The sequence below is a fragment of the Paenibacillus sp. FSL R7-0128 genome, from assembly GCF_038002245.1.
GTDB classification, from domain to species: Bacteria; Bacillota; Bacilli; order Paenibacillales; family Paenibacillaceae; genus Paenibacillus_AQ; species Paenibacillus_AQ silagei.
The window spans coordinates 7,154,949-7,177,700 of sequence record NZ_JBBOCD010000001.1; the positions used below are offsets into that span (position 1 = coordinate 7,154,949).

General features: G+C 57.0%; 20 protein-coding genes and 1 riboswitch. All 20 genes read right to left on the minus strand.

The window, feature by feature from the left end; genetic code table 11:
* Positions 1–50: 50 nt before the first annotated feature.
* The gene (locus tag NST26_RS30645; protein WP_340980886.1) at positions 51–656 is read right to left on the minus strand and encodes a TIGR01440 family protein; all 606 of its coding nucleotides are present in this window, start codon (positions 654–656) and stop codon (positions 51–53) included.
* Between the two features lie 137 nt (positions 657–793).
* Positions 794–877, minus strand: a riboswitch (ZMP/ZTP riboswitch).
* Between the two features lie 49 nt (positions 878–926).
* Positions 927–1,514 carry a low molecular weight protein arginine phosphatase gene (locus NST26_RS30650; protein ID WP_036721738.1) on the minus strand — a complete coding sequence of 196 codons (588 nt, stop codon included), beginning with the start codon at positions 1,512–1,514 and terminating at the stop codon, positions 927–929.
* 75 nt (positions 1,515–1,589) lie between these two features.
* A complete protein-coding gene (locus tag NST26_RS30655) occupies positions 1,590–2,186 on the minus strand; it encodes a manganese efflux pump MntP (protein ID WP_235191729.1) in 597 nt (198 codons plus the stop codon).
* A 138-nt stretch (positions 2,187–2,324) separates the two neighbouring features.
* Positions 2,325–2,474 (minus strand): hypothetical protein, encoded by a 150-nt coding sequence (locus tag NST26_RS30660; RefSeq protein WP_339251888.1) that lies wholly within the window; start codon positions 2,472–2,474, stop codon positions 2,325–2,327.
* 80 nt (positions 2,475–2,554) lie between these two features.
* On the minus strand, positions 2,555–3,679 hold the full coding sequence (locus NST26_RS30665; RefSeq protein WP_340980887.1) for an L-threonylcarbamoyladenylate synthase: 1,125 nt from the start codon (positions 3,677–3,679) through the stop codon (positions 2,555–2,557).
* Positions 3,680–4,655: 976 nt separating this feature from the next.
* Complete coding sequence (spoIIR, locus tag NST26_RS30670) at positions 4,656–5,447, minus strand: stage II sporulation protein R (RefSeq protein ID WP_340980579.1); 792 nt, start codon at positions 5,445–5,447, stop codon at positions 4,656–4,658.
* Between the two features lie 106 nt (positions 5,448–5,553).
* Complete coding sequence (locus NST26_RS30675) at positions 5,554–6,750, minus strand: FtsW/RodA/SpoVE family cell cycle protein (protein WP_036721745.1); 1,197 nt, start codon at positions 6,748–6,750, stop codon at positions 5,554–5,556.
* 285 nt (positions 6,751–7,035) lie between these two features.
* The gene (locus tag NST26_RS30680) at positions 7,036–8,229 is read right to left on the minus strand and encodes an FtsW/RodA/SpoVE family cell cycle protein (protein ID WP_036721747.1); all 1,194 of its coding nucleotides are present in this window, start codon (positions 8,227–8,229) and stop codon (positions 7,036–7,038) included.
* A gap of 353 nt (positions 8,230–8,582) precedes the next feature.
* Positions 8,583–9,668 carry a N5-glutamine methyltransferase family protein gene (locus NST26_RS30685; RefSeq protein ID WP_445323351.1) on the minus strand — a complete coding sequence of 362 codons (1,086 nt, stop codon included), beginning with the start codon at positions 9,666–9,668 and terminating at the stop codon, positions 8,583–8,585.
* 4 nt (positions 9,669–9,672) lie between these two features.
* Positions 9,673–10,740, minus strand: a complete 1,068-nt coding sequence (gene prfA, locus NST26_RS30690; RefSeq protein WP_209868464.1) for a peptide chain release factor 1 — start codon at positions 10,738–10,740, stop codon at positions 9,673–9,675.
* A 286-nt stretch (positions 10,741–11,026) separates the two neighbouring features.
* Positions 11,027–12,127 (minus strand): redox-regulated ATPase YchF, encoded by a 1,101-nt coding sequence (ychF, locus tag NST26_RS30695; protein ID WP_209868465.1) that lies wholly within the window; start codon positions 12,125–12,127, stop codon positions 11,027–11,029.
* Between the two features lie 146 nt (positions 12,128–12,273).
* A complete protein-coding gene (locus tag NST26_RS30700) occupies positions 12,274–12,747 on the minus strand; it encodes a GNAT family N-acetyltransferase (RefSeq protein WP_051478076.1) in 474 nt (157 codons plus the stop codon).
* Positions 12,748–12,791: 44 nt separating this feature from the next.
* Complete coding sequence (gene fni, locus NST26_RS30705; protein ID WP_340980581.1) at positions 12,792–13,937, minus strand: type 2 isopentenyl-diphosphate Delta-isomerase; 1,146 nt, start codon at positions 13,935–13,937, stop codon at positions 12,792–12,794.
* 613 nt (positions 13,938–14,550) lie between these two features.
* Positions 14,551–16,026 (minus strand): phytoene desaturase family protein, encoded by a 1,476-nt coding sequence (locus tag NST26_RS30710; protein ID WP_340980582.1) that lies wholly within the window; start codon positions 16,024–16,026, stop codon positions 14,551–14,553.
* A complete protein-coding gene (locus NST26_RS30715) occupies positions 16,023–17,183 on the minus strand; it encodes a glycosyltransferase (protein ID WP_340980583.1) in 1,161 nt (386 codons plus the stop codon). The genes NST26_RS30710 and NST26_RS30715 overlap by 4 nt, the downstream gene beginning before the upstream one ends.
* On the minus strand, positions 17,180–17,920 hold the full coding sequence (locus NST26_RS30720; RefSeq protein ID WP_340980584.1) for a lysophospholipid acyltransferase family protein: 741 nt from the start codon (positions 17,918–17,920) through the stop codon (positions 17,180–17,182). The genes NST26_RS30715 and NST26_RS30720 overlap by 4 nt, the downstream gene beginning before the upstream one ends.
* Positions 17,889–18,674, minus strand: coding sequence for a carotenoid biosynthesis protein (locus NST26_RS30725; protein WP_340946519.1), 786 nt, complete (start codon positions 18,672–18,674; stop codon positions 17,889–17,891). The genes NST26_RS30720 and NST26_RS30725 overlap by 32 nt, the downstream gene beginning before the upstream one ends.
* Positions 18,675–18,676: 2 nt before the next feature.
* A complete protein-coding gene (locus NST26_RS30730) occupies positions 18,677–19,534 on the minus strand; it encodes a phytoene/squalene synthase family protein (RefSeq protein WP_339251908.1) in 858 nt (285 codons plus the stop codon).
* Positions 19,527–21,047 (minus strand): phytoene desaturase family protein, encoded by a 1,521-nt coding sequence (locus NST26_RS30735; RefSeq protein ID WP_340980585.1) that lies wholly within the window; start codon positions 21,045–21,047, stop codon positions 19,527–19,529. The genes NST26_RS30730 and NST26_RS30735 overlap by 8 nt, the downstream gene beginning before the upstream one ends.
* Entirely contained in the window at positions 21,044–22,600 is a 1,557-nt protein-coding gene (locus NST26_RS30740) for a phytoene desaturase family protein (protein WP_340980586.1), read from the minus strand. Before NST26_RS30740 ends, NST26_RS30735 begins: the two co-directional genes overlap by 4 nt.
* Between the last annotated feature and the right edge of the window lie 152 nt (positions 22,601–22,752).

Genomic DNA, 22,752 nt, shown 5'->3' on the forward strand with positions numbered 1-22,752 from the left:
TTTCCTCCCTGTAACTCTGATTTATGTGGTATTAGTTAAAACCTCTCACTTCAGTCACAATTCACGGAACCGCTAGTCTCAGGCGTGCGGTACACGGCCCGTTCCCCGCCGATCAGCGGCGGTCTGCTCCATGCGGCATTTACCCGGGCAGCCCCGATATACCGCAGGCTAGGCCGGTAAGGTACGGCAATCCGGCGCAGATGCATGCCAATCAGGGTCTCCCCGATATCTATACCGGCATGAGCTTCAATCGTCTCTGCCAGTACTGGATCTGTCATGGACTGGTAGGCCGCAGCAGCCATGGAGCCTCCGGCTCCCGGAATGGGCACAGCCGACACCTCTCTAAGGCGAAGGGATTCCAGCAGAGCGCGTTCCATCACCAGCGAACGGTTCAAATGCTCGCAGCATTGATAGACCGGGTGAAAACCAAATTCATCCGCAATCTGCGTAATCCCATCCAGCAGCTGCCGCGCAACCTCCAGCGCACCGCCTGTCCCAATCCGCTTCCCTGCCACTTCGCTTGTGCTGGCTCCGACGACCAGGATCTTCCCCGGACCGAGCTGGCCCGCTACTGCAAGTTCACGCGTTACCGCAGCAGTGGCTGCGGCCAAAGAAAGCTCCCCGCCGCCCGTTAGCTGCTGCTCTGCAGCCGCCATACCGGATAAGCGGTCATCCCCTGACTTCTGCTTCAGGACTTCCTCCATCTTACCGCCCCCTTCAACCGTTTCTGATTTCCATGGAGATGCAACTTTTAAACAAAAAAGAGCAGTCCGCAGGTTGAACTGCGGATGTGCTCTTTTGCCCAGGCGACCGGCCGTTTATTCCAGGTGCTCCATCGTGGTTTCATCCACACTTGTCGCCAGTTACACCGGAACCGGATCATATTTATTACATCTTAAGGGATAGTCAGCAAAAAATCAACCACTTCAAAGCCGTCTCAGCGATTCAAGCTTATCGAGCAGACTGTACAGCGCCGTACGGATCTCGGCAGCCGCCAGCTCGTAATCTTCACGCGAGCCGCCGAACGGATCACTGATATCGAAGCTGGGGATACGCTGGCGGATCTCAATCATCCGCTGCATAGCCGCAGCGTCCGGCTCGGTGCCCAGGGCCAGATTCAGCTCCGCATCTGCATACAAGCTGTCCAGCTCCCGGATATCGGCGTTCACGGATTCCTGCGTCTGGACATATTCCTTAAGGGTATGGGTCTTGGTAACGGCGTCAGGAAAATATTGCAGCAAGTGCCGCTTATGCGCTCCTGTCAGGGTGAGGATCAGATCGGCCCAAGCCACTGCCTCCCCGTTCAGCTGTGAGGATACGATGCGGTCCTGAATCCCTTCATCCTGCAGAATGCCCGCAGCATGTCTGGATATGGAAGTACCCGGGACAGCAGAAACTCCGGCAGACCGCACCTCCACATGAATGCCCCGCTCCTTCGCAAGCTTCCGCAGAAGCCCTTCGGCCATGGGACTACGGCAGGTATTACCTGTGCAGACAAATAAAATATGCAGCAACCTTTCCACCTCCGGTAAACATTATAATTTCGGTATTAAGCAAGCTTAAAAATTATGGGTATTGCCGTTATTGTATCAAAAGATGAACATCAAGCCAAACGCCAGGAGAATGGCTCCGCCCAGCGCTTCCCCGTACTCTCCGAGGCCCCGGCTCACCCGCCTGCCCAGCAGCAGCCCTGTAATGGACATAACACCGCCGCAGGCACCGAAGGCCAGCACGGTTAGAATAATACTATTCACAAACATCCCAAGCGAAACCCCGACCGAGAAAGAATCCACACTTACACTGAGCGAGATCAGCAGCATGCCCCACACTGTCCGGTGATCCATCTGCCGGCTGCTGCCGCCGTCGTCCTGACGGAAGGAGTTGAACACCATATGTCCGCCCAGCAGAACAAGCAGGCCTCCGGCAGCATAGGTGGTAACCTGTCCCAGCAAATGCCCGACATAGCTGCCCGTGAACAAGCCCAGCAGCGGCATCAGCACATGAAAAAAAGCAATCAGCAGACTAAGCTGCAGCACATGCAGCAGACGGATGCCCCTCATCCCGATGCCCACGCCAAGCGAGAACGCATCCATCCCCAGCGCAACTGCCATAATGGCCACTGTTACTATCTGGCCCCAGCCCCCATGTATTCCGCCCCAGCCCCCATACATTCCGTCCCAGCCCATGAATAACCCTCCACCCTGAGTCCGTAAGTTCTTGTACAACAACGATATGCGGACAAGATGGTATTCATGACTGCGGGGTGGATGGCAGGGCGGGGGCGAAGGGACCCAGGTTGCGTAATATCAGGTGTATCCGAACATTCATTTTCCAAATTTATCGAAGTATTCCTTTGCCTTTTTGAGGATGGCCAACTCTTCCTCCATCTCGGCTAGCTGCCGATTGCGTTCCTTCAGTTTCCGTTCAAGCTCTCTGAGTTTGTCCTGATCGGCTTCCTGATCCTTTCCACTCATAGCAGCACCTCCACGTTAATCTTATGAGTTCCAGTCTATTAGCAGGAGGACATGGTCCATACCATCCTAACAGCAACTGACTACCCGGCGTCGATCACTGATTCTCCAGCGGCTTTCATCAGCCGGTTCATGATGGCTGCGCCGAGGCCCGTGACCGGGCAGGCCTCGGCCAGAATGTACGTGGCCCCCGCTTCATCGAAGCGCCGCAAGGCGGCATACAAGAAGCGGGCGGCCTCCTCCGGCGAGGACAGCGAGCCGAGAGACACCGTGCAGGCGGCCGGGTCGGCGGGATACAGGGCCCTATGCTCCTCGAAGAGGAGCAGGCCCGTGATCTCGCCCGCCCGCTGCGCCGCCTGCAGCAGCCCTGCGGCGGTCTCCGCCACGCGCTGCGCGGAGGAGCCGCGAACGATGCCAAGCGCGCCGCGCGGGGCATAGTGCGTGTACTTCATGCCCGGCGCGCGCGGCGCCGGGCTGTTGCCTTCGGCCGCCTGCGCAGCAGCGCCGGCTTCGCCGCCGCCGGGCACGGCTGCCGGCGGCACAGGCACGGACCCGCCGCCGGATGCACCGGCAGGCGTGTCCGCCCCGGCGGCCGGCTCCGCTGCGGCCGCTTCAGTGCCGGTCACCGCCGCGAGCTGCTCGGCGGTGATGCCCCCGGGACGGAGCACGGCTACCGTCCCGTCCGGCTGCACCTGCACCACGGTCGACTCCAGGCCGACCCCGGCCGCGCCGCCGTCCAGAACCCCGCCGATATATCCGGCGAGGTCTTCTAGCACATGGGCGGCCAGCGTCGGACTCGGCCGCCCGGAGCGGTTGGCGCTGGGCGCGGCAACCGGACAATCCGCCGCGCGCAGCAGCGCAAGCGCCACCGGATGATCCGGCATGCGCACGCCAACCGTATCCAGGCCCGCCGTCACCAGCGGCGAGAGGACGCCGGGACGGACCGGCAGCACCAGCGTCAGCGGGCCGGGCCAGAACGCATCGATCAGTGCCTCGGCCACCGGATGCACCTCCGTCACCAGGCGACCGAGATCCTCCCGCCGGGCAATATGCACGATCAGCGGGTTATCGGAGGGACGGCCTTTGGCTGCGAATACCGCTTCTACCGCTGCGGTATTCCGCGCATCTGCGCCCAGTCCGTACACCGTCTCCGTCGGAAAGGCCACTGTCTCCCCGCTCCGCAGCAGCGTTGCCGCTTCCGAGATCATGCCCAGGTCACTCGTGCTCACCGGCAAACCGTCAGAACTCTCCGTTCCGCCATCCGTTCCCTCCTTGCCGGAAGCAAGGCTCCAGTACAGGGTGGATTCTATATGACCGCTACGGCGCTGGGCAGCGAACGGTGAATGCTTATCTTCTGTCATCTATCATCACTAGCTTTCTAAATTGAATTATTACGCAAGTGAAAACGGCTTTTGCCGTCCTTTTTAAGGACGGTACCGTTTCAGCGAGAAAGATAAGGATAATTATAGCGCGAAGCATATAGATTCTTATCTTTGAACAAAATCATCCGACCGGATGAATGGGATTACCTGCGCGTCAGCACAATGTATGCTGTTTTTCACATACATTCGGCCCATGCGCCTGCGTGGTAGCCAATGTATGCTGTTTTTGGCATACATTTGGGTCATACTCCTTCGCACCAGCACAATATATGCTGTTTTCCACATACATTCGGCCCATGCGCCTGCGTGGTAGCCAATGTATGCTGTTTTTGGCATACATTTGGGTCATACTCCTTCGCACCAGCACAATGTATGCTGTTTTCCACATACATTCGGTCCATGCGCCTGCATGTCAGCACAATGTATGCTGTTTTTGGCATACATTTGGGTCATACTCCTTCGCACCAGCACAATGTATGCTGTTTTCCACATACATTTGGCCCATGCGCCTGCGTGTCAGCACAATGTATGCTGTTTTCCACATACATTTGGCCCATGCGCCTGCATGTTAGCACAATGTATGCTGTTTTCCACATACATTCGGCCCATATGCCTGTACCAGCCGATTGTGCTCGGTTTTAGACACCTTGTCCACAACAGGAGGAAACAATAGTTTCCTCTACACTCAAAAACGGCCCCCTCAGGTGGAGCCGCCTCTGCTCAAGTTCTGCAATCATCGTACCATATCCGGCGCAAAAACTGTAGAATCCAAAATACGTTTACGCCATGCTTTTCAGGACATTCAGGCGAACAGCCCGCAGATCCAGCTCCAGATATTCTTCAGCAGCTCCCACACGAAGAACTTCACCTTCGGTGTCTCAGCAGCATCACCTGAACTTCCTACCTTGTTAGTTGAATCAGAGAGACTGGATACTGCCCCTTGCGCTGTTCCATCCGCCGCCTTCACCTTCGCACCGTCTCCCGAAGCCTTGGCTGAGACCTTAGCCGCCTCCCTAGCCCCCGCCTTCGCAGCAGCCGGTTCCGCAGCCGCAGCATCTCCTGTTCCCGCATCGATGAAGCAGAGCGGCGGAAACAGCACACACCACCAGTTCTGCCCTTTGCCTGCTCCAAGCGTGACCCGGACGGCCTCGTATTCTCCGGCTGGGTAGACCCGTCCGCCATACATTTTGGTCGGAAAAGGAACCGTGCCCAGCTCCACCTGATAGCCGTACTCAATCCCGCGCTGCGTCAGCTCTCTGCCCACCAGCTCATTCAGCTCCGGCAGATGATTACGGATCAGGGCACGGGCCTGCTCCAGACTCTGCGGATCTTCCAGCCCGGCCACCCACTGATTAATCTGCTCCACGATCCGGTCACGAATCTGGCGCTTGACCAGCTGATCCCCGGTGCCGTCCGAATTCGCCAGAATACGCAGGCGGATCGACTCCTGCGGGATGGATACCTCTGCTACGGCAGCATCGCTTTTTTGGCCTTCCCAGGCCATCATCAGAATCATAAAAAAACAAATTAAAATGGCAGTATACTTAAAGGTAATCCGCAAGGAATCCCCTCGCTCCAGCTTATAATCCTCCATCTTCCGCAGCCCCTCTCCCTCTGAACCTCTTATGTTCCCAGTATGTCCAGGAATGAGAGACTGCAAACCTATTAATCTATGATTTATGAAGTAGAGACGGCAACACCTAGTTTTTGGACAAAAGAGATTTGCCCTTCGCCTCCGGCTGCGGCAGCGGAAGATCATCCTCCACATCCTGCCCGTAGAGCCTTACGCTCATCGCAATCCCCATACAGGCCATATTAATCAGCAGCGAGGTTCCGCCGTAGCTGATGAACGGCAGGGTAATGCCGGTCAGCGGCATCAGTCCGGTCATCGCACCGATATTCTCAAGAATCTGATACAGCAGCATCGCTACGATCCCGACAATCAGGAGCGGCCCGCCACGGTCCCTGCATTCTAGGGCAATCAGGATTAATCTGTGGATCAGGATAAAAAAGAGCATCAGCAGCGCCGCTGCGCCCAGGAAGCCGAATTCTTCCCCAATCTGCACAAAAATCGATTCCGAATACAGATACGGCACACGGTTGCTCTGTACGGAGCTGCCCTGCAAATAGCCTTCTCCCTTAAGGCCCCCGGAGCCAATCGCCGTCTGGGCATTTTTCGTCTGATAGCTCGCCGTGCTGCTCGCCAGCTCAGGCACGAGCCAAGGATCAAACCGGCTGACGAAGTGATCCCGTCCCAGCGTTTTTTCAATGAAATCCACTGTCTGTTCGTGATAGTTGATATAGCACAGGATGAAGCCCAGAATCGCTCCGCCCGCGACAACTAGACCGATCAGCGCATGCGAGAATTTGATACGCCCGATCCATAGCAAGCCAAGCAGGATTACGATATAACTAAGTGCATTGCCCAGGTCATTCTGGACGATGACCAGCGCGCACGGCATGAATGCAATCAGACCCAGCGGCACGACATCGCGCCAGAACTGGAGCCGGGTTTTATTTTTGCGGACAAGCATGGTGGTCAGAAAAATAATCAGAATCAGCTTAAACAGCTCCGCCGGCTGAATGCTTAAATCTCCAATACCGATCCAGCCCTGGGCGCCATTCTTCACCTTGCCGAAAAAGCTGACCGACAGCAGAATCCCGATCCCGGCGATGTAAATGTAGAGCCCGTACCGCACCAGCAGGCGGTAATCGAACAGGGTGATCAGAATAAAAGCGATAAAACCCAGCGCGTAATATTTCAACATGGTGATATGCATACCATCCAGACCGTCTCTTCCGTGAGTCACGCTATAAATGGAGAAGATACAGATCCCCATCAGCACAATCAAAATAAGCACAATGCTGCCGTCTATTCTTTTGATTCTCTGCAACATAAGGATAACCCCTCAACCTCTCCGGATTAGGAATCCGCCCGCTACACCCAGCCCAAGCTTCAACCCACTAATTTCCATTGTAATTCAATTGGGAGCTTTTATTCAATTTTTCTATTTCTGCATAGCTGACCCACTACGCCCTCCTTCTAAGTATGTCAGCCCAGGTGGAAACGGATTTGCCGTCCATTTGCAAAAAAATACCGAAACCCTTCGTAAACGAAGAATTCCGGTATGGATGAAGCATCCCGCTTCCCTAAATGCGCGGGCTTTATTATTCTTAATAAGTTAACTTCTCTTGGCGGAAGCCGGGGAAGAATACAGCGCAGGACTCGGCAGATCCTCCTCCACCTCTTGCCCGTGCAGACGTACGCTCATGACAAGCCCTATGCTCGCCATATTGATCAGCAGTGAGGTTCCCCCGAAGCTGATGAACGGCAGCGTAATCCCGGTCAGCGGCATCAGGCCCAGGAAGGCCCCGATATTCTCAAAAATCTGGTACAGCAGCATCGCCACCACCCCGACGATCAGGAACGGCCCGCCCCTATCCTTGCACTCCAGTGCAATTAGTATCATCCGGTGAATGAGGATAAAGTACAGCAGCAGCACCAGCGCCGATCCGACAAAGCCATATTCCTCCGCAATCTGGACAAAAATGGAGTCCGAATAGGTGTATGGTACACGGTCGGTCTGCACCGAGCTGCCCGTCATGTAGCCTTCACCGCTCATTCCGCCGGAGGCGATGGCCATTTTGGCGTTTTTCGTATGGTAGATCGCCTTGGCTGTCGCCTTATCCGGTACCAGCCACGGGTCGAAGCGCTCGATCCAGTGAGAGCGTTTGATATCTACCAGGAAATCCTTAATTTCATCGTGATAATGAATATAGCTCATAATTCCGGCAGCTGCAGAGCCGCCTATAACCAGCAGTCCGATTAGCGCATGGGTGAACTTAATATTGCCGATCCACAGGAGACCGATCAGAATAACGATGTACGAGAGCGCATTCCCCAGGTCATTCTGGCTGATTACGATGACAAACGGCATGAGACTGAATAATCCCAGCGGAACCACATCACGCCAGAACAGCAGCTTATTTTTATTTTTGCGGACAAGCACAGCTGCCAGGAACAGAATCAGAATCAGCTTGAACAGCTCCGCCGGCTGAAGACTGAAGCTGTTGCCGAACTTGATCCATCCCTGTGCGCCGTTCTGCTCTGTGCCCACGAAGCTGACCAGGATCAGAATGCCAATCCCCGTGATGTACACATATAACGCATATTTTACAAGCAGGCGATAATCCACGAACGTCAGCCCGATAAAGGCAACAAAGCCCACGATATAGAATTTGATCATCTTAATATGCGACCCGTCCAGCCTCTCACGCCCGTGGGTCACACTGTATATGGAGAAAATGCTGACCACCATCAGCAGCACAAGAATCACCAGGATAACGCCGTCAATCTTCTTAATCTTCTGAAGCATATTCTGTCTCCTTACTCAGTACTGGTTCTTCCCGTTCTTGTCTCCCGGCAGCCGCCCAGGCAGAAGTTCCGTCACGTCTATTGTAAAGGAAGGGACCGCCTAAATACAATTTCCATCGTTTGGGGGTACTCTGTCAGACGAACAGCCGTGCCGCCTCCCCTCCAGCGGACTGAGCGGACCTTATTCGCTGCAAAAGCACCTTCCCGGAAGTTATGCGGACAGAGAGGACGCTATTCGTTCAGTTGGTTGCTCAAACAGGCTTGTTTACAGGTAATAAGGTCTTCTCAGTCCACAAGAGTTGGTCATTTCGCGTTATTTGAGCAAATAGCGTCTTCTCAGTCCGTTCCCCGTCCTCACCGTGCTATCCCGAGCACATGCCGGGGAATCCCGGCGAGATCATCGATGGTGATGATCTCGTCCCAATGTCCGGCTGCCCGCAGCAGTCCGGCTACCTGCCCGGCCTGCCCCTGGCCGAGCTCAAAGCCGACCAGGCGCGGCGGAGCCGGGAGCAGCGGCAGCTGCTCCATCATGCGGCGGTACGGGTCCAGCCCGTCCCCGCCGCCGTCCAGTGCCGTGCGCGGCTCATGGTCGCGCACCTCGCGCTGCAGCCCGGCGATGTCGCCGCCGGGGATGTACGGCGGGTTGGAGACGAGAATATCCGTCTCCAGCCCCGCGAACGGCTCGAGCAGATCGCCGAGCCGCAGGTCCACTGCCGTGCCGTGCCGCTGCGCATTGCGCCGGGCCACGGCCAGCGCGCCGGGCGAGATATCGCCGGCGCAGACCCGCCACGCCGGCGCTTCCGCCGCCAGCGTGACGGAGATGGCTCCGCTGCCGGCGCCGATATCGACGGCGGTCAGCGGCCGTGCGGCGCCGGCTGCGCCCGCGCCGCTCTCCCGGCGGGCTGCGTTGCGGCCTGCCCCGCTGTGGGCGGCTGCTTCATCCGCAGCCGCCATAGTTCCCGGTGCGGCTTCGTCCCGCACCCCTCCAGCCTCACCGCCCGCAGTTGTCCACTGCCCGTCTCCTTCAACTTCACGTGCAGCTTCGCCCCGCCCCCCAGCCATTCCGTCCGGCCACAGCTCCGCGCCGTACTTCAGAATCGCCTCGACGAGCAGCTCCGTCTCCGGGCGGGGGATCAGTACATCGGGCGTGACCTCGAAGGCACGGCCGTAGAATTCCTGCTCGCGGGTGATGTATTGCACCGGTTCCCCCGCCGCCCGGCGGGTCACCAGCGCTTCCCATTCGGCCTTGAGCGCCGGTGGGAACGGATCAGCCAGCGCCATATAATAAGCCGCCCCGGACAAGCCCAGCACATGCTCCAGCAGGAGCTGACTGCTGCGCTGCGGCTCCGTAAGGCCGTGTCCGGCCAAAAAAGAAGAAGCCTCCGCAAAGGCTTCCCGGATGCTTTGCAATTCCGACATGACGTAAGAGTCGTGTTTCAAAGCATTATTCTCCTTTTTCCATCAATTCTGCTTGTTCCGCAATCGACAGTGCGGAGATAATCTCGGTAATATCCCCGTTCATCACCTGATCCAGACGGTGAAGGGTTAAGCCGATCCGGTGATCCGTCACACGGCTCTGCGGGAAGTTGTAGGTACGGATACGCTCACTGCGGTCACCGGTTCCCACCTTGCTTTTACGTTCTCCGGAGTACTTCGCTTCCTCTTCCTGACGCTTCAGATCCGAGATCCGGGTACGCAGCACCTTCAGCGCCTTATCCTTGTTGGAGTTCTGGGACTTGCCATCCTGGCAGGTAGCCACGATCCCCGTAGGTACATGGGTTACACGTACTGCTGATTTGGTCGTGTTAACGGACTGTCCGCCCGCGCCGCTCGAACAGAAGGTATCGACACGGATATCTTTGTCATGAATCTCGATTTCGAAATCTTCCGCTTCCGGCATTACAGCCACGGTAGAGGTAGACGTATGGATACGTCCGCCGGATTCTGTGGTAGGTATGCGCTGCACACGGTGTGCGCCGCTTTCGAATTTCATTTTGCTGTAAGCGCCGCGCCCGTTAATCAGGAAGATCACTTCCTTGAAGCCGCCGAGATCATTCGTGTTCACATCCATCAGCTCCACGCGCCAGCCCTGAGTATCGGCATAACGGGTATACATCCGGTAGAGGTCAGAGGCGAACAAGGCCGCTTCGTCCCCGCCGGCTGCGCCGCGGATTTCAACGATTACGTTCTTATCGTCGTTAGGGTCCTTAGGCAGCAGGAGCAGACGAATCTTCTCCTCAAGAATGGCCTGACGCTCGGACAGGTCATCGATCTCCATCTTGACCATTTCTTTCATTTCATCATCAAGCTTCTCGGCCTGCATCATCTTCGCGGCTTCAAGCTCTTCCATTACGTTCTTATATTCGCTATACGCCTCGAAGGCGGGCTGCAAGTCGGATTGTTCTTTGGAATAGTCCCTCAGTTTCTTACTGTCGCTTGCAACATCCGGGTCACATAGCAGTTCACTGAGTTTCTCATAGCGGTCCGCCAGGGATTGCAATCGGTCCAACAAGGGAATTCACCTCTCCTGATTCAAATTCTTCGTTCATTATTAATTAAAATTGTTGCTACAACTGAAGTAGATATACGACTTTATATTATACCACCACAAGCCTCAATTGGCTACAGTACATGCGGCGGGCCGGGGATTTTTTTAAATTTCGATTCTGTATGATCTTATGATGTTGAGCCTCCGGCCAGCTTATACACCGGCACCGAGTCCGAATGACGCAAAGAAACCATCCAGCAAGCAAAACCCTCTACTCCTGAATGGCCTCTCTATAACAAGCGAAAAGTATCTATACGTTGAACCGGAAATGCATAACGTCGCCGTCCTGCACCAGATATTCCTTACCTTCCAGACGCAGCTGCCCGCGTTCCTTGGCACCGTTCATTGAACCTGCCGCCACCAGATCGGTGTAAGCTACAACCTCCGCCCGGATAAAACCGCGCTCGAAGTCCGTATGAATCACGCCCGCTGCTCCAGGGGCCTTGGTGCCCTTGCGGATGGTCCAAGCACGAACCTCTTGAACGCCCGCAGTGAAATAAGTGTACAGTCCCAGCAGCTTGTATGCCGCTTTGATCAGACGGTTAAGTCCGGATTCCTGCAGACCCAGCTCCTCCAGGAACATCTCCTTGTCTTCTCCTTCCAGCTCTGCAATCTCCGCTTCCACCTTGGCACTGATCGGCACGACTTCAGCGTTCTCGGCTGCTGCGAATTCACGGACCTGCTGCACATAAGGATTCTCCTCGGCAGTCGCCACTTCATCCTCGCCCACATTCGCCGCATACAGCACGGGCTTCAGGGTGAGCAGGTGAAGATCACGCACGATCTGGCGCTCATCGTCAGACAACTCCAGACTGCGTGCAGGCTGGTCCTGATACAGGGCTTCCTTCACACGCTCCAGTACTTCTACTTCCTGGGCGTATTTCTTGTCGCCGCCCTTGATGTTTTTGCGGGAACGCTCGATTCGCTTCTCCACGCTCTCCAGGTCAGCCAGAATCAGCTCCAGGTTAATCGTCTGGATGTCGCTGATCGGATTCACCTTGCCGTCTACATGGGTCACGTTCTCATCGACGAAGCAGCGCACCACATGAACAATGGCATCCACCTCGCGGATATGGGCCAGGAACTTGTTGCCCAGGCCTTCGCCCTTGCTCGCACCGCGCACCAGTCCGGCAATGTCGACGAATTCAAAAGCGGTCGGAACCGTCTTGTTCGGCTGTACCAGCTCCACCAGCTTATCCAGACGTTCGTCCGGCACTTCTACAACTCCGACGTTCGGGTCGATGGTGCAGAATGGATAGTTGGCGGATTCTGCGCCCGCTTGTGTAATTGCATTGAATAATGTCGATTTGCCTACGTTGGGAAGTCCAACGATACCTGCTTTCAAAGCCATTTATATGACAACTCCTATTTTCGGTTGGTTTGATCACCGCATGAAATACCGAACTGATCTCAAACCATTATATATTAGAACAAATTCTCCAGCAACAGCAGAAGTCAAGCGGACAGCAAAATACCCCGCAAAGGGGTCTGCCTTACCTATAGGGTTTTGGACATTGTGATGTCTGTAACCTGGAAGCCCATTTTCTTGTATAGCCCGAAGGCGCGTTCGTTATGTCCGAAGACATGCAGGCCGATCTTGGCCGCCTTCAGCTTCCGGGCTTCTTCATCCAGCAGGAGCAGCGTCTGCTTGCCATAGCCCCGGCCCTGGAACGGCTCGAAGATATAAATGTCATAAATGAACGCCTCCCGCACCCCGCGGTTCTCGGTCACGTTGAACCAGATATAACCGGCCCCAGTCCCCGAAACGTCCTCTACTACCGAATAGAAATAAGCTCCCGCCGTATTGAGGCCTTGCGGCAGGTAGCGATTCATCGATTCCTGGGCCTGCGCTAACGCTGTATCTGCCTCCCAGGCACCGGCTTGTACTTTCTCTTCTGCGTAGTCGCGGGTAGATTGCTTCAAGAACGACTGAAACGCAGATTCGTCCATCGGGACCAATGTAATCGTCATTTGGATACCTTCCTTCGGTTCTGATTATAAAAGCAAGCCTGGTGTCAACGCCGGACCAGACGCGGCGTTCCGCGCAGTGCGGAGAGGTCAGGTGCGCCGATACCGAACATCACCGTCCGCAGCTCCAGCTCTACCTGGGCCAGCGCCTGATCCAGCGCCTCCTCGGAGCTAACCGCCGGACCCAGCAGCCCCCGTCCGAAGCCCGCCAGATCGGCGCCAAGGGCCAGCGCCTTGGCAGCATCGACGCCGTGCTTCAGTCCGCCGCTGCCGATCAATGCCCCGCGCGGGGAGACTGCGCGGACCTCGGCAATGCACTCCGCCGTGGGAATCCCCCAGTCGGCGAAGGCCTCCGCTGCCGCACGCCGAACCGGGTCGATGCTGCGGAACTTCTCTACTTGGCTCCATGAAGTGCCGCCAGCCCCGGCTACATCAATGAAGGCAGCGCCAGCCTGATACAGCCGGGCGGCTGTATCGCCGTCAATCCCCCAGCCTACCTCCTTGATCCCCACTGGAATCTCAAGGCTCCGGCATAATGCCTCTATCCGCTGCAACAGGGAACCGAAGCCAGTGTCACCCTCGGGCTGGAATACCTCCTGCAGCCCGTTCAGATGGAGAACCAGCCAATCGGCTCCGGCAATCTCAACCGCCCGGCGGCATTCTTCAACCCCGAAGCCGTAAGCGAGCTGCACGGCTCCGACATTGGCAATGACCGGAATCGTGGGTGCATTGGCCCGCACATGGAAGGTAGCAGCCAGCTCCGCGCGTTCTACAGCCGCGCGCACCGAGCCGACGCCAAGCGCCCAGCCCCGGCGCTCCGCCGCTTCGGCCAGCCGCTCATTGATCTTCCCTGTAGCTGCGCTTCCCCCGGTCATGGAGCTGATCAGCAGCGGGGTACGCAGCGTACGGCCTAAGAACTCAGTCCCCAGTGAGATGGTATCGTAATCCAGCTCCGGCAGCGCGTTATGGCGGAACCGGTACTGCTCGAACCCGGTTGTAATTCCGTTACCGGCCACATCTTCATTCAGGCAGAGCCGTACATGCTCAATCTTCCGTTCTCCGGTTCTGGAGTCGGGCAGCAGAGATTTATGTCCGGCATGGCCTGAGCCTGCTGCCTCCTGACCTGGCTGGGGCCCTGTTCCTGAGGGCTTCACAGCGCTCTGCGGCACACCGTTTCGCGGCATATCATTCATGCTGTCTTCCTCCGTTTCTGCTTCACTTTTCTCAAAAAAGAACAAAATCATCCTACGGAGAATGTATGCTGTTTTCAACATACATTCGGCCCATGCGCCTGCCTGCGAGCACAATGTATGCTGTTTTCCACATACATTTGGGCCATACGCCTGCGTGCGAGCACAATGTATGCTGTTTTTCGCATACATTCGGCCCATGCGCCTGCGTGCGAGCACTATGTATGCTGTTTTTCACATACATTCGGCCCTACGCCTGCCTGTGAGCACAATGTATGCTGTTTTCCACATACATTTGGGCCATACGCCTGCCTGCGAACACTATGTATGCAGTTTTCCACATACATTCGGCCATACACCTGCCTGCGAGTACTATGTATGCTGTTTTTCACATACATTCGGCCATACGCCTGCGTGCGAGCACTATGTATGCTGTTTTCCACATACATTCAGCAACAAAGACACTCTACGAGTTATTCAAAGACGGGTGCCGCCCCTAAAAGGCGGCGAAACCGTCTCCACTTGCAATATATCCCGCTCCACAATTACCTTCCATTATAGCACAACTATAGCATAACCCCGCTCGACCGTTGAACGCTGGCGGGGCACTTACTCTTCATACATGGCTTGCAATATATTCGCCCACCAGCCTGCCGGACAAGGACACCACAGGGGTTCCCCCGCCGGGATGCGTGGTTCCGCCCACATACCACAGTCCCTTAACATCGCTGGAACGGTTGCCCGGGCGGGCGAAGGTCTGCTTCACCGTATTGGAGGATATCCCGTAAATAGCTCCCTGATGCGCCAGCGTATCGCGGGCAATATCCTGCGGAGTATAACGCTCCAGCACATCTGCGGACGACAGCCCGCTCACACCGTGGCTCTCCAGTACAGACATTACCCGCTCCCCGTACGCATCCCTCTCCTCACTCCAGTCACAGGCCGGGCTCAGATAAGGCGCATTAGCCAGAATGAACAGGTTGCTGCCGCCCGCAGGCGCCAGCTCAGGCTCGGAATAACCGGAATGGCATACATACACTGTCGGCTGCTGCGGCGGACGATTATGCTCGAAGATATCCTTGAATTCCTGCTCGTAGTTCTCCGGGAAAAACACCGTATGATGCAGCAGCGCATCATACGTGCGCGGCACACCCGCCAGCGTTACCAGCCCCGACAGGGAGGGTTCGTAGGCTTCAATCTTGCGGTCCGTCATTCCAGGACGAACCGTTTCCGGCAGCAGCATCCGGTTGATGCTCAGGACATCGCCACCGGCAATCACGGTCTTGGCCGGGTAGAAGCCCTGCGCCGTATCCACACCTTCCACCGCACCGGAGACTACGGAAATTCCCGTCACCTCCGTGCCTGTAATCAGCCGTACGCCCAAATTCCGGGCGAGTGCAGACAGACCGCTGATTAATTCATAGGTGCCGCCCTTCACCCCATATACGCCTTCCTGAATCTCCAGATGACCAAGCATGGCGAAGATGGAGGGGGAGCGATACGGCGATGATCCCACATAGGTGGCATAGCGGCCCAGCATAGCCAGCGTATTCGGGTGGCTGAAGTAGCGGAGCAGCAAGCTATGCAGGCTGAGAAAAGGCCTTACGCGCACCAGATCCCGCACAAGGGAAGGCGAGAGCTTATCCCTCCAGGATAGCAGCAGCCTGTTCAGGAACTGCTTCTCGCTGAGCTGATACAGCCGCGAGGCTTCCTCCAGAAACTCCGGGAACCGCGCAGCATCCGCCGGGCTGTAGGAAGCCATCTGCTCCCGCATTCGCCCGGTATCCCTTGAGAAATCGACAACCCTGCCGTCTGCGAAGACATTGCGGGTGCGCGGCTCCAGCTCATAGAGCTGGACATAATCCTCCATGCGGGCTCCCGCAAGCTCATAGAGCGAGCGGAAGACATGGGGCATCGTAATTGTACTTGGGCCACGGTCGAAGGAGTAGCCCCCCGCCTGCATACGCTGCAGCTTGCCGCCCGGATGCTGCTGGCGTTCCAGCACAGTGACTTCCCAGCCCGCCGCGGCAAGGGTGACCGCACAGGACAGCCCCCCAAATCCGGCGCCTATGATGACTGCCTTCGGTTTCATCCATAACGCCTTCCTTTCCATTCATAGCCTGCGCGCGTGCGGCTTCCGCGCCAGGACGCCACAGCAATCAGCGACAGGCAGAGTATACTCGCCGGAAGTAGGAGACAGAACCAGAACGGCTGCCGACCGGCAGCATCGCTGATCCGTTTCACGGCCAGACCGGCAAACAGCGCAGCAGCGGGCCAGAGCGCCGCACTGGGCTGTCCGCTTAGGGCATAGTACAGAACGGCGGCGGCGGGCACCGCATACAGCGACAGATATGCAATAAGCACACCCAGCAGCAGCAGCGGGCTGCGGCCGATGCCGGCATAGATATTCTTCCGGTAGCCATTCCATACTTGCCGGGCATTGTGATACATCCGCATGAACACCTGCTCCGTAACATCCATGAGCGCCACCGTTCCGCCCGACCGCTTCACGGCTCGGGCCAGCGCCATATCATCCACCAGCTCGCTGCGGATGGCTTCATGCCCGCCGCAGCTGTCGTAACTGTCCCGGTGAATCAGGATGAAGCCCCCATGCGCCGCAACAAACCGCGGATCTCTGGAGCCGCGGACCAGCGGAATGGGCAGGTGGCAGATGATGGTGAAGACCATCAGGGGAACAACCAGCCGCTCCAGCCAGGTTCCGGTCATCTGCCGGGGGAAGCCGGTAATCATGCCGCCGCCCGCTGCTTCAGCAGCAGAAAGCGCCGCCTGAAGCGCCCCGTGCTGAAGACGGACATCTGCGTCCAGGAACAGCAGCCAGTCTCCGCTTGCCGCTTCTGCAAGCTGAGCGCAGGCATGGGACTTGCCCAGCCAGCCCTCCGGCAGCTCCCTTCCCTTCAGAACGCGTACTCCGCTGCCCGCTGCAGCGGCAATAGCCCCCGTTCCGTCAGTTGATGAATCATCCAGTACAATAATCTCCACCCCGATTCCGCCGGTGTTTGAGGCCAGTACAGAGGAGAGGCAGTCCCCAATATTATCCGCTTCATCCCGGGCGGGGATCAGTACCGATAAGCTCAAGGCCCGTGAGGATGCCGTTGCTTTTGCTGGCAGCGCCTTCGCCGCTCTTGTACCGACCGCTGCCCCCAGCTTGGGGAGCTGCGCTGCATTCCATATTGCGAACAATAGCTGGAGCAGCACAATACCGGTTACAGCCTGAAAGAATACGTTCATCCTCTCCCACCGCCCGGCCGCAGCAGGTCAAGCCATTCATTGGTAGATCTCCCCCGGCGGAGCAGCGGCCTGAATTCATCCGGCATATAGCCTTGATGGTTAAGCACTCTGCTGCGGTGGGACTCCAGTTGTCCGCCAAGAACAGTCTCCAGCGTACGGGCTACCCTTGAGCGGTCCATCTCCGCCCAAGGGAGCAGCAGCGGCGCACCGGCCAGCAGCGTAGCCTCCGGCTTCGTATGCCGGAACAGGCCGTGGTATAGCGTCACTGGGACTACGGCCGTCTGCGGACTGAGCCGCAGCGCCAGGGCCGCCCCTTCCTTCAGGCTCAGCGGCCGGTGCTCCAGCGGCCGGATTTCCCCTTCAGGATACATCCAGACGCTCTCTCCCGCCTGAAGCAGTCCGGCTGTATACCGCAGCGAAGCCCGCGCATCCCCTGGACTTCCAGGGTTAATGGAATACGCGCCAAGCTTTCTGAAGAAGGCATACTTCCGGAGCTGCTCCTCTTCCATCATGAAATAATGACGCTTCCCCGGCAGCTTCCCTGCGGCGTGATAGGCCAGCAGGCCGTCCCACCACGAGCTGTGATTCATGAGGTAGAGAATCCCCCGCCCGGCAGCGGCAGCGGGCTGAAGCTCTCCGCTGATTCCAATGAAGTGGAAATGTCTGCGCAGCAGGTACAAGGAATTATAACGGTAGAATAACCAGTCAAACCTTCCCGATGGAACGGCTTCCAGCATAGCGTAGACTCCCTTCGGCCAAAGCGGCGCCTGCTCCGGCGATCACCGCGCAGGCAGGCAATCCCTCTGTCAGGCTGATCAGACCGAACAGGATCAGGATCGCCTGATACAGGCGGGTGCCCCGGCGGGCAGCCAGGCGGGTGAACGGCACAGCCGGGAGCAGCATAGACAAGGCAGCGCCTGCAATCAGCCAGCCGCCGAAATTGCTCCAGGGCACTTGGTAGAAGCCCCCGCCGCCCTCCCAATGCCAGAAGTTCCTGGCATGGGCAACTGGATCGAGCACCAGATCCATCAGGACCGTCCAGAAGCCTACCTGCACGGCCCGCAGCAGCAGAAGCCGGAGGCCGCGCTGTCCGAAATCATGGCTGATCAACACGGCATTACACACAACAGCAATCCAGGCGAAGCCCAGGGTAACCGGCACACCAAATAATAAAGGCCCGAGAATAGTAGAATAATTATAATCCCCAAACAACCTGCCGGAATGCACGCCTACCCATTCGACGGCCATTCCGCCTAACCAGATAAGAGCCGCAGCATACCAGAATCGCTTGGTCATCCGGCCTCCTGAAGAATTGACTGACCAGTCAGACATGAAGGGTTTGAATTGCCCCTTGATTAATAAGTCCAGCCCGTAGACACCATAGAATACGAGAAATAATCCGTTAGAGAACTTCAGACTATCCGGAATTCCGAACACGATCAGCAGCAGCGCTCCGATGGTATACCAGATCCAAAAAAGGGTTCGGACCATCGCTAGACCACCGCAGTTCTTACACCGGCATAACGCACGACCGTACGCTGGAACAGCTGAAGCTTGGCTTCATCGCTGACATAGGATCTTTTGCGGAAAACATCATACCCGTCTGCCTCCACAGCATCCAGAATAGCAGCATAGAAGGATGCGGCAAGTTCAATGGCCAGACCGCTCTCCAAAGGATACGTGTGCACATGCTCCAGCCCTCGCCGGAACCAGTCCAACGCTTCTGTCCGCAGCTCCTGGATAACGGCAGTGAAACGGTGATTGACCTCCCCGTTCTCCAGCTCCTGCTGGCTGTAGCCATGTCCCTCCATCACCTCAAGCGGCACATATCTGCGTCCTCTTCTGAGATCCTCACCCACATCGCGGATGATATTGACCAGCTGCATTCCTATCCCCAGCGCAATTCCTGATGTCCGTGCCGCTTCACTCTGATCATCCCGCAGAACAGGCAGCAGCATCTCCCCTACCGTTCCCGCTACAAGATAACAGTAATCCTTAAGCTGCTCCATCGTGTCATAGGCTGTGAAGGTAAGATCTCTAAGCTGTCCCTCCATTTGCAAAAGGAACGGCTCACGCTGAAGCTGCGGGAAGCTGCTGAACAGCCAGCGCAGCGCCGGCCAGATGAAATGCCCGTCCGCCTGCTCCAGATTCATGAAATGCTCCCGCAGCTCATGAATGCTGTATGGCGCGCCTTCCGGCTCATCCACACTATCGTCTATAATCCGGCAGAAGGCATAAATAACATGCACCGCTTCACGCCTGGGACTTGGCAGAACATCAAACGCCTTATGGAACGAAGTGGACCCTTTCTTCATCAGTTCCTCACATTGCTGCAGTATCCTTTCATCCATGTACGCTCATCTCCTTTATCATTTCCTGAACGGCAAGCTTCGCTCCCTGCATCACGATCGGCACACCGCCGCCCGGATGGACGGAAGCACCTGCGGCATACAATCCCTTGAGCGGATAAGGCTTCGGCTGGGGCCGGAATACCCCCGACTGGCTCAGCAGCGGTGCAATACCGAAGCTGCCCCCGCCATACATTCCTTCCTGCTCCGCATCGGCAGGCGTTCTAAGCCTGCGCCAGATCACACTCGCGGCAAGCCCGGGGAAGCCCCGCTTCTCGGCATCTGCCATGACTTTATCGGCTAGTGCTCCGGCTATTTCCTCCCAGTTCTTATCCGGCGCCGCCGGGACGGGAACAAGGAAATACAGCACGCTCTGTCCGGGAGGAGCTGCACTATCGTCCAGCGCTACCGGATTAAATACATAATAAGAAGAATCCTGAGGAATTTGTCCCCGGTCAAACAGCTCATGCAGGCTGCTATTCAGACTATCCGGCAGGAAGAACTGGTGCACCAGCGACTCCGGCCAGCGCTTGTCTGTGGCCGCATAGATCAGCAGACAGCCCGAGGAGGGCTTCCAGCTTCCGCGTTTTATGGCCTTGGGCGATACGGATCTGCCCTTATTCGCCGTCACAACCGGTGCCTGTTCCTGCTTGAACACACCAGGCGGCAGCAATTGCTCTACATTCGGGAAATCTCCATTGTACAGAACGGCATCATAAGGAATCGACTGCCCCTGAACAACAACCCCGCAGCAGCGGCTTCCTTCAACAACCAAGGATTCCACCTCAGCGCCCGTATGAATCTGTACCCCGCGGTCTTCCAGCTCCCGGGCCATGATCTGCGGCAGCGTCCCGTATCCGCCCTTCAGCATCCAGATGCCGAAGGCATGCTCGGCGTAAGGAAGCATGGTGTAGATACCGGGTGTGCGGAAGGGCGCTCCTCCAATATAGAGGCTCTGCAGGGAGAACGCATCCTTAAGCTCCTCATTGCGAAAATATTGGCCGATCGCAGAGCGCAGATTCCGGTAAGCGCGCAGGCGGACCATCAGCGACAGGTTAGCCGGACTAAAGAATTCCCGCCCGCTGGCATAACCCCGCTCCAGGAACGATGTCCGCCCCTGCGGATACAGCACTGCCATGTCCTTCATGAACCGGGTGAAGCCCTTGCCCTCTCCGGGATAGAGCCGGTCAATCTCCTCCGCCTGCGCCGATGCACCTGCAAATTTGGTTAACACACGCCCGCTTCGGAAGTGAACCCGGTAGAGCGGATCACAGCGCAGCAGCTCCAGGCTGGATCGCGGAAGGCCGCCTTCCTCCAGAATACCGAGAAGCATCTCCGGCAGCAGCACGATGGTAGGGCCGCGGTCAATCCGGTAGCCGTCCTGCTCTTCAAAGGCCACACGCCCGCCCGCTTGGGGTGCCCGTTCATAGATCACCACCTCATGTCCCTGACGGGTAAGCAGCAGCGCCGCCGTCAGCCCGCCGATTCCGCTGCCTACGATGGCAATGCGGCTCATAACGGAACCCCCGCACCTGCGCCGGGCGCACCCGCCTGTACGGTGAACCGCCCCCGCACAGCCTGGTCATGCTCCCGCAGCAGCCGGGCGCTAATCTTGGCCGACTCGAAGATCGTCGGCAGGCCGCTGCCCGGATGGGTTCCCCCGCCGACCAGCCAGATGCCGCGTACCTCCTCGAAGGTATTATGCGGCCGCAGATGCATCATCTGCCCGAGATTATGAGCCAGATTGAAGGTGGCCCCGTTATATACATTCTGCTGGTTCTGCCAGTCCAGCGGAGAGAAGAACAGGCTCTCTTCCACGCGTCCGGCGATTCCGGCCAGCTGCGGGATCTGCTGCAGCCGCTCCATCATCCAGTCCTCCACCTCAGCTCGCTCTTGCTCCCAGTTGATATCGGCACTCAGATTAGGCACCGGCATCAGCACGTAGAGCGAGGACTTACCGGGAGGCGCCAGTGTCTTATCGATGACTGACGGATTATGAATATAGATAGAAGCATCCTCCGACAGAACGCCCAGCTCCGTGATCTCTTTGACATTACGCCGGTAATCGTCCGCGAAATGAACCGAATGATGACTGAGGTCCACCTCTCCATCCACACCGAGGTAGAGCATGGCGGTGGAACAGGAATATCTTTTACGGGCAATCTTGGCAGGGGTGTATTTCTTCAGAAGACCGGGCTCGAACAGCTGGGTCATTGCAGATCCAAAATCTGCACCAATCACAATATAATCCGCATCCACCTTCTCCCCGTTCACCAGCAGCAAGCCTGCGGCCTGCCCTTCCTTGACGATGATGCGTTTCACCCCGCTTTCGGTATGGACCCGCCCGCCATGCTCCTGGATGACCTCAGCCATAGCCTGAAGCACACGGTTAATACCGCCAGTCGGATGATAGAGGCCGTAACGGTGCTCCATGTACGACAGAATCGTGAAGGTGCCCGGACACTCCCAAGGCGACATTCCCAGATACTTGGCCTGGAACGTGAACGAGAACCGCAGCCGCTCATCATCGAAATAACGGGACAACCGGTTATACACGGTGTCTGTAGCGTTCAGCTTAGGCAGCGCGTGGAACACATCTCTTTTAACATAATCCCCTAACGATTGGAACGGACGCTGCAGCAGCGGGATCACCCGCTCCAGCTTGTCGGCTTCTTCGGCCATGAACCGGCGGTAGCCGTTGCCATTGCCCGGGAACAGCCGCTCAATCTCCTCGGCCGTCTGATCCTGGTTCGTAGAAGGCGTAAATACGGTATCTCCAAAATGCAGTGAATACAGCGGATCAAGCGGTGTAAGCGAGACATAGTCATGCACCGAACGCCCTGCCAGAGTGAACAGCTCCTCTAACAAATGCGGCATCATCAAGAAGGTGGCTCCCCGGTCAAAACGGTAGTCTCCCAGCTTCAGCTCGCCTGATCTTCCGCCAACTTCTGCCTGTTGTTCATAGAGATCTACTTCATATCCTTCGGCGGCAAGCAGCATGGCGGCGGCCAGCCCGCCCGGTCCTGCGCCGATTACTGCGACTTTTGCGGTAGCTGTGGTTCGGATCAAGCGACGTCCTCCTTCGTTCAAACGTTATACAAAAACTATACAATAGTGATACAAATATCATACATACTTTGCCGGGCCATGTAAATATCATCCGCCGGACTTCCAGCAATTTGGTTGCTAGACTTGTCCATAGCAAAAGAACCGGACAGCCC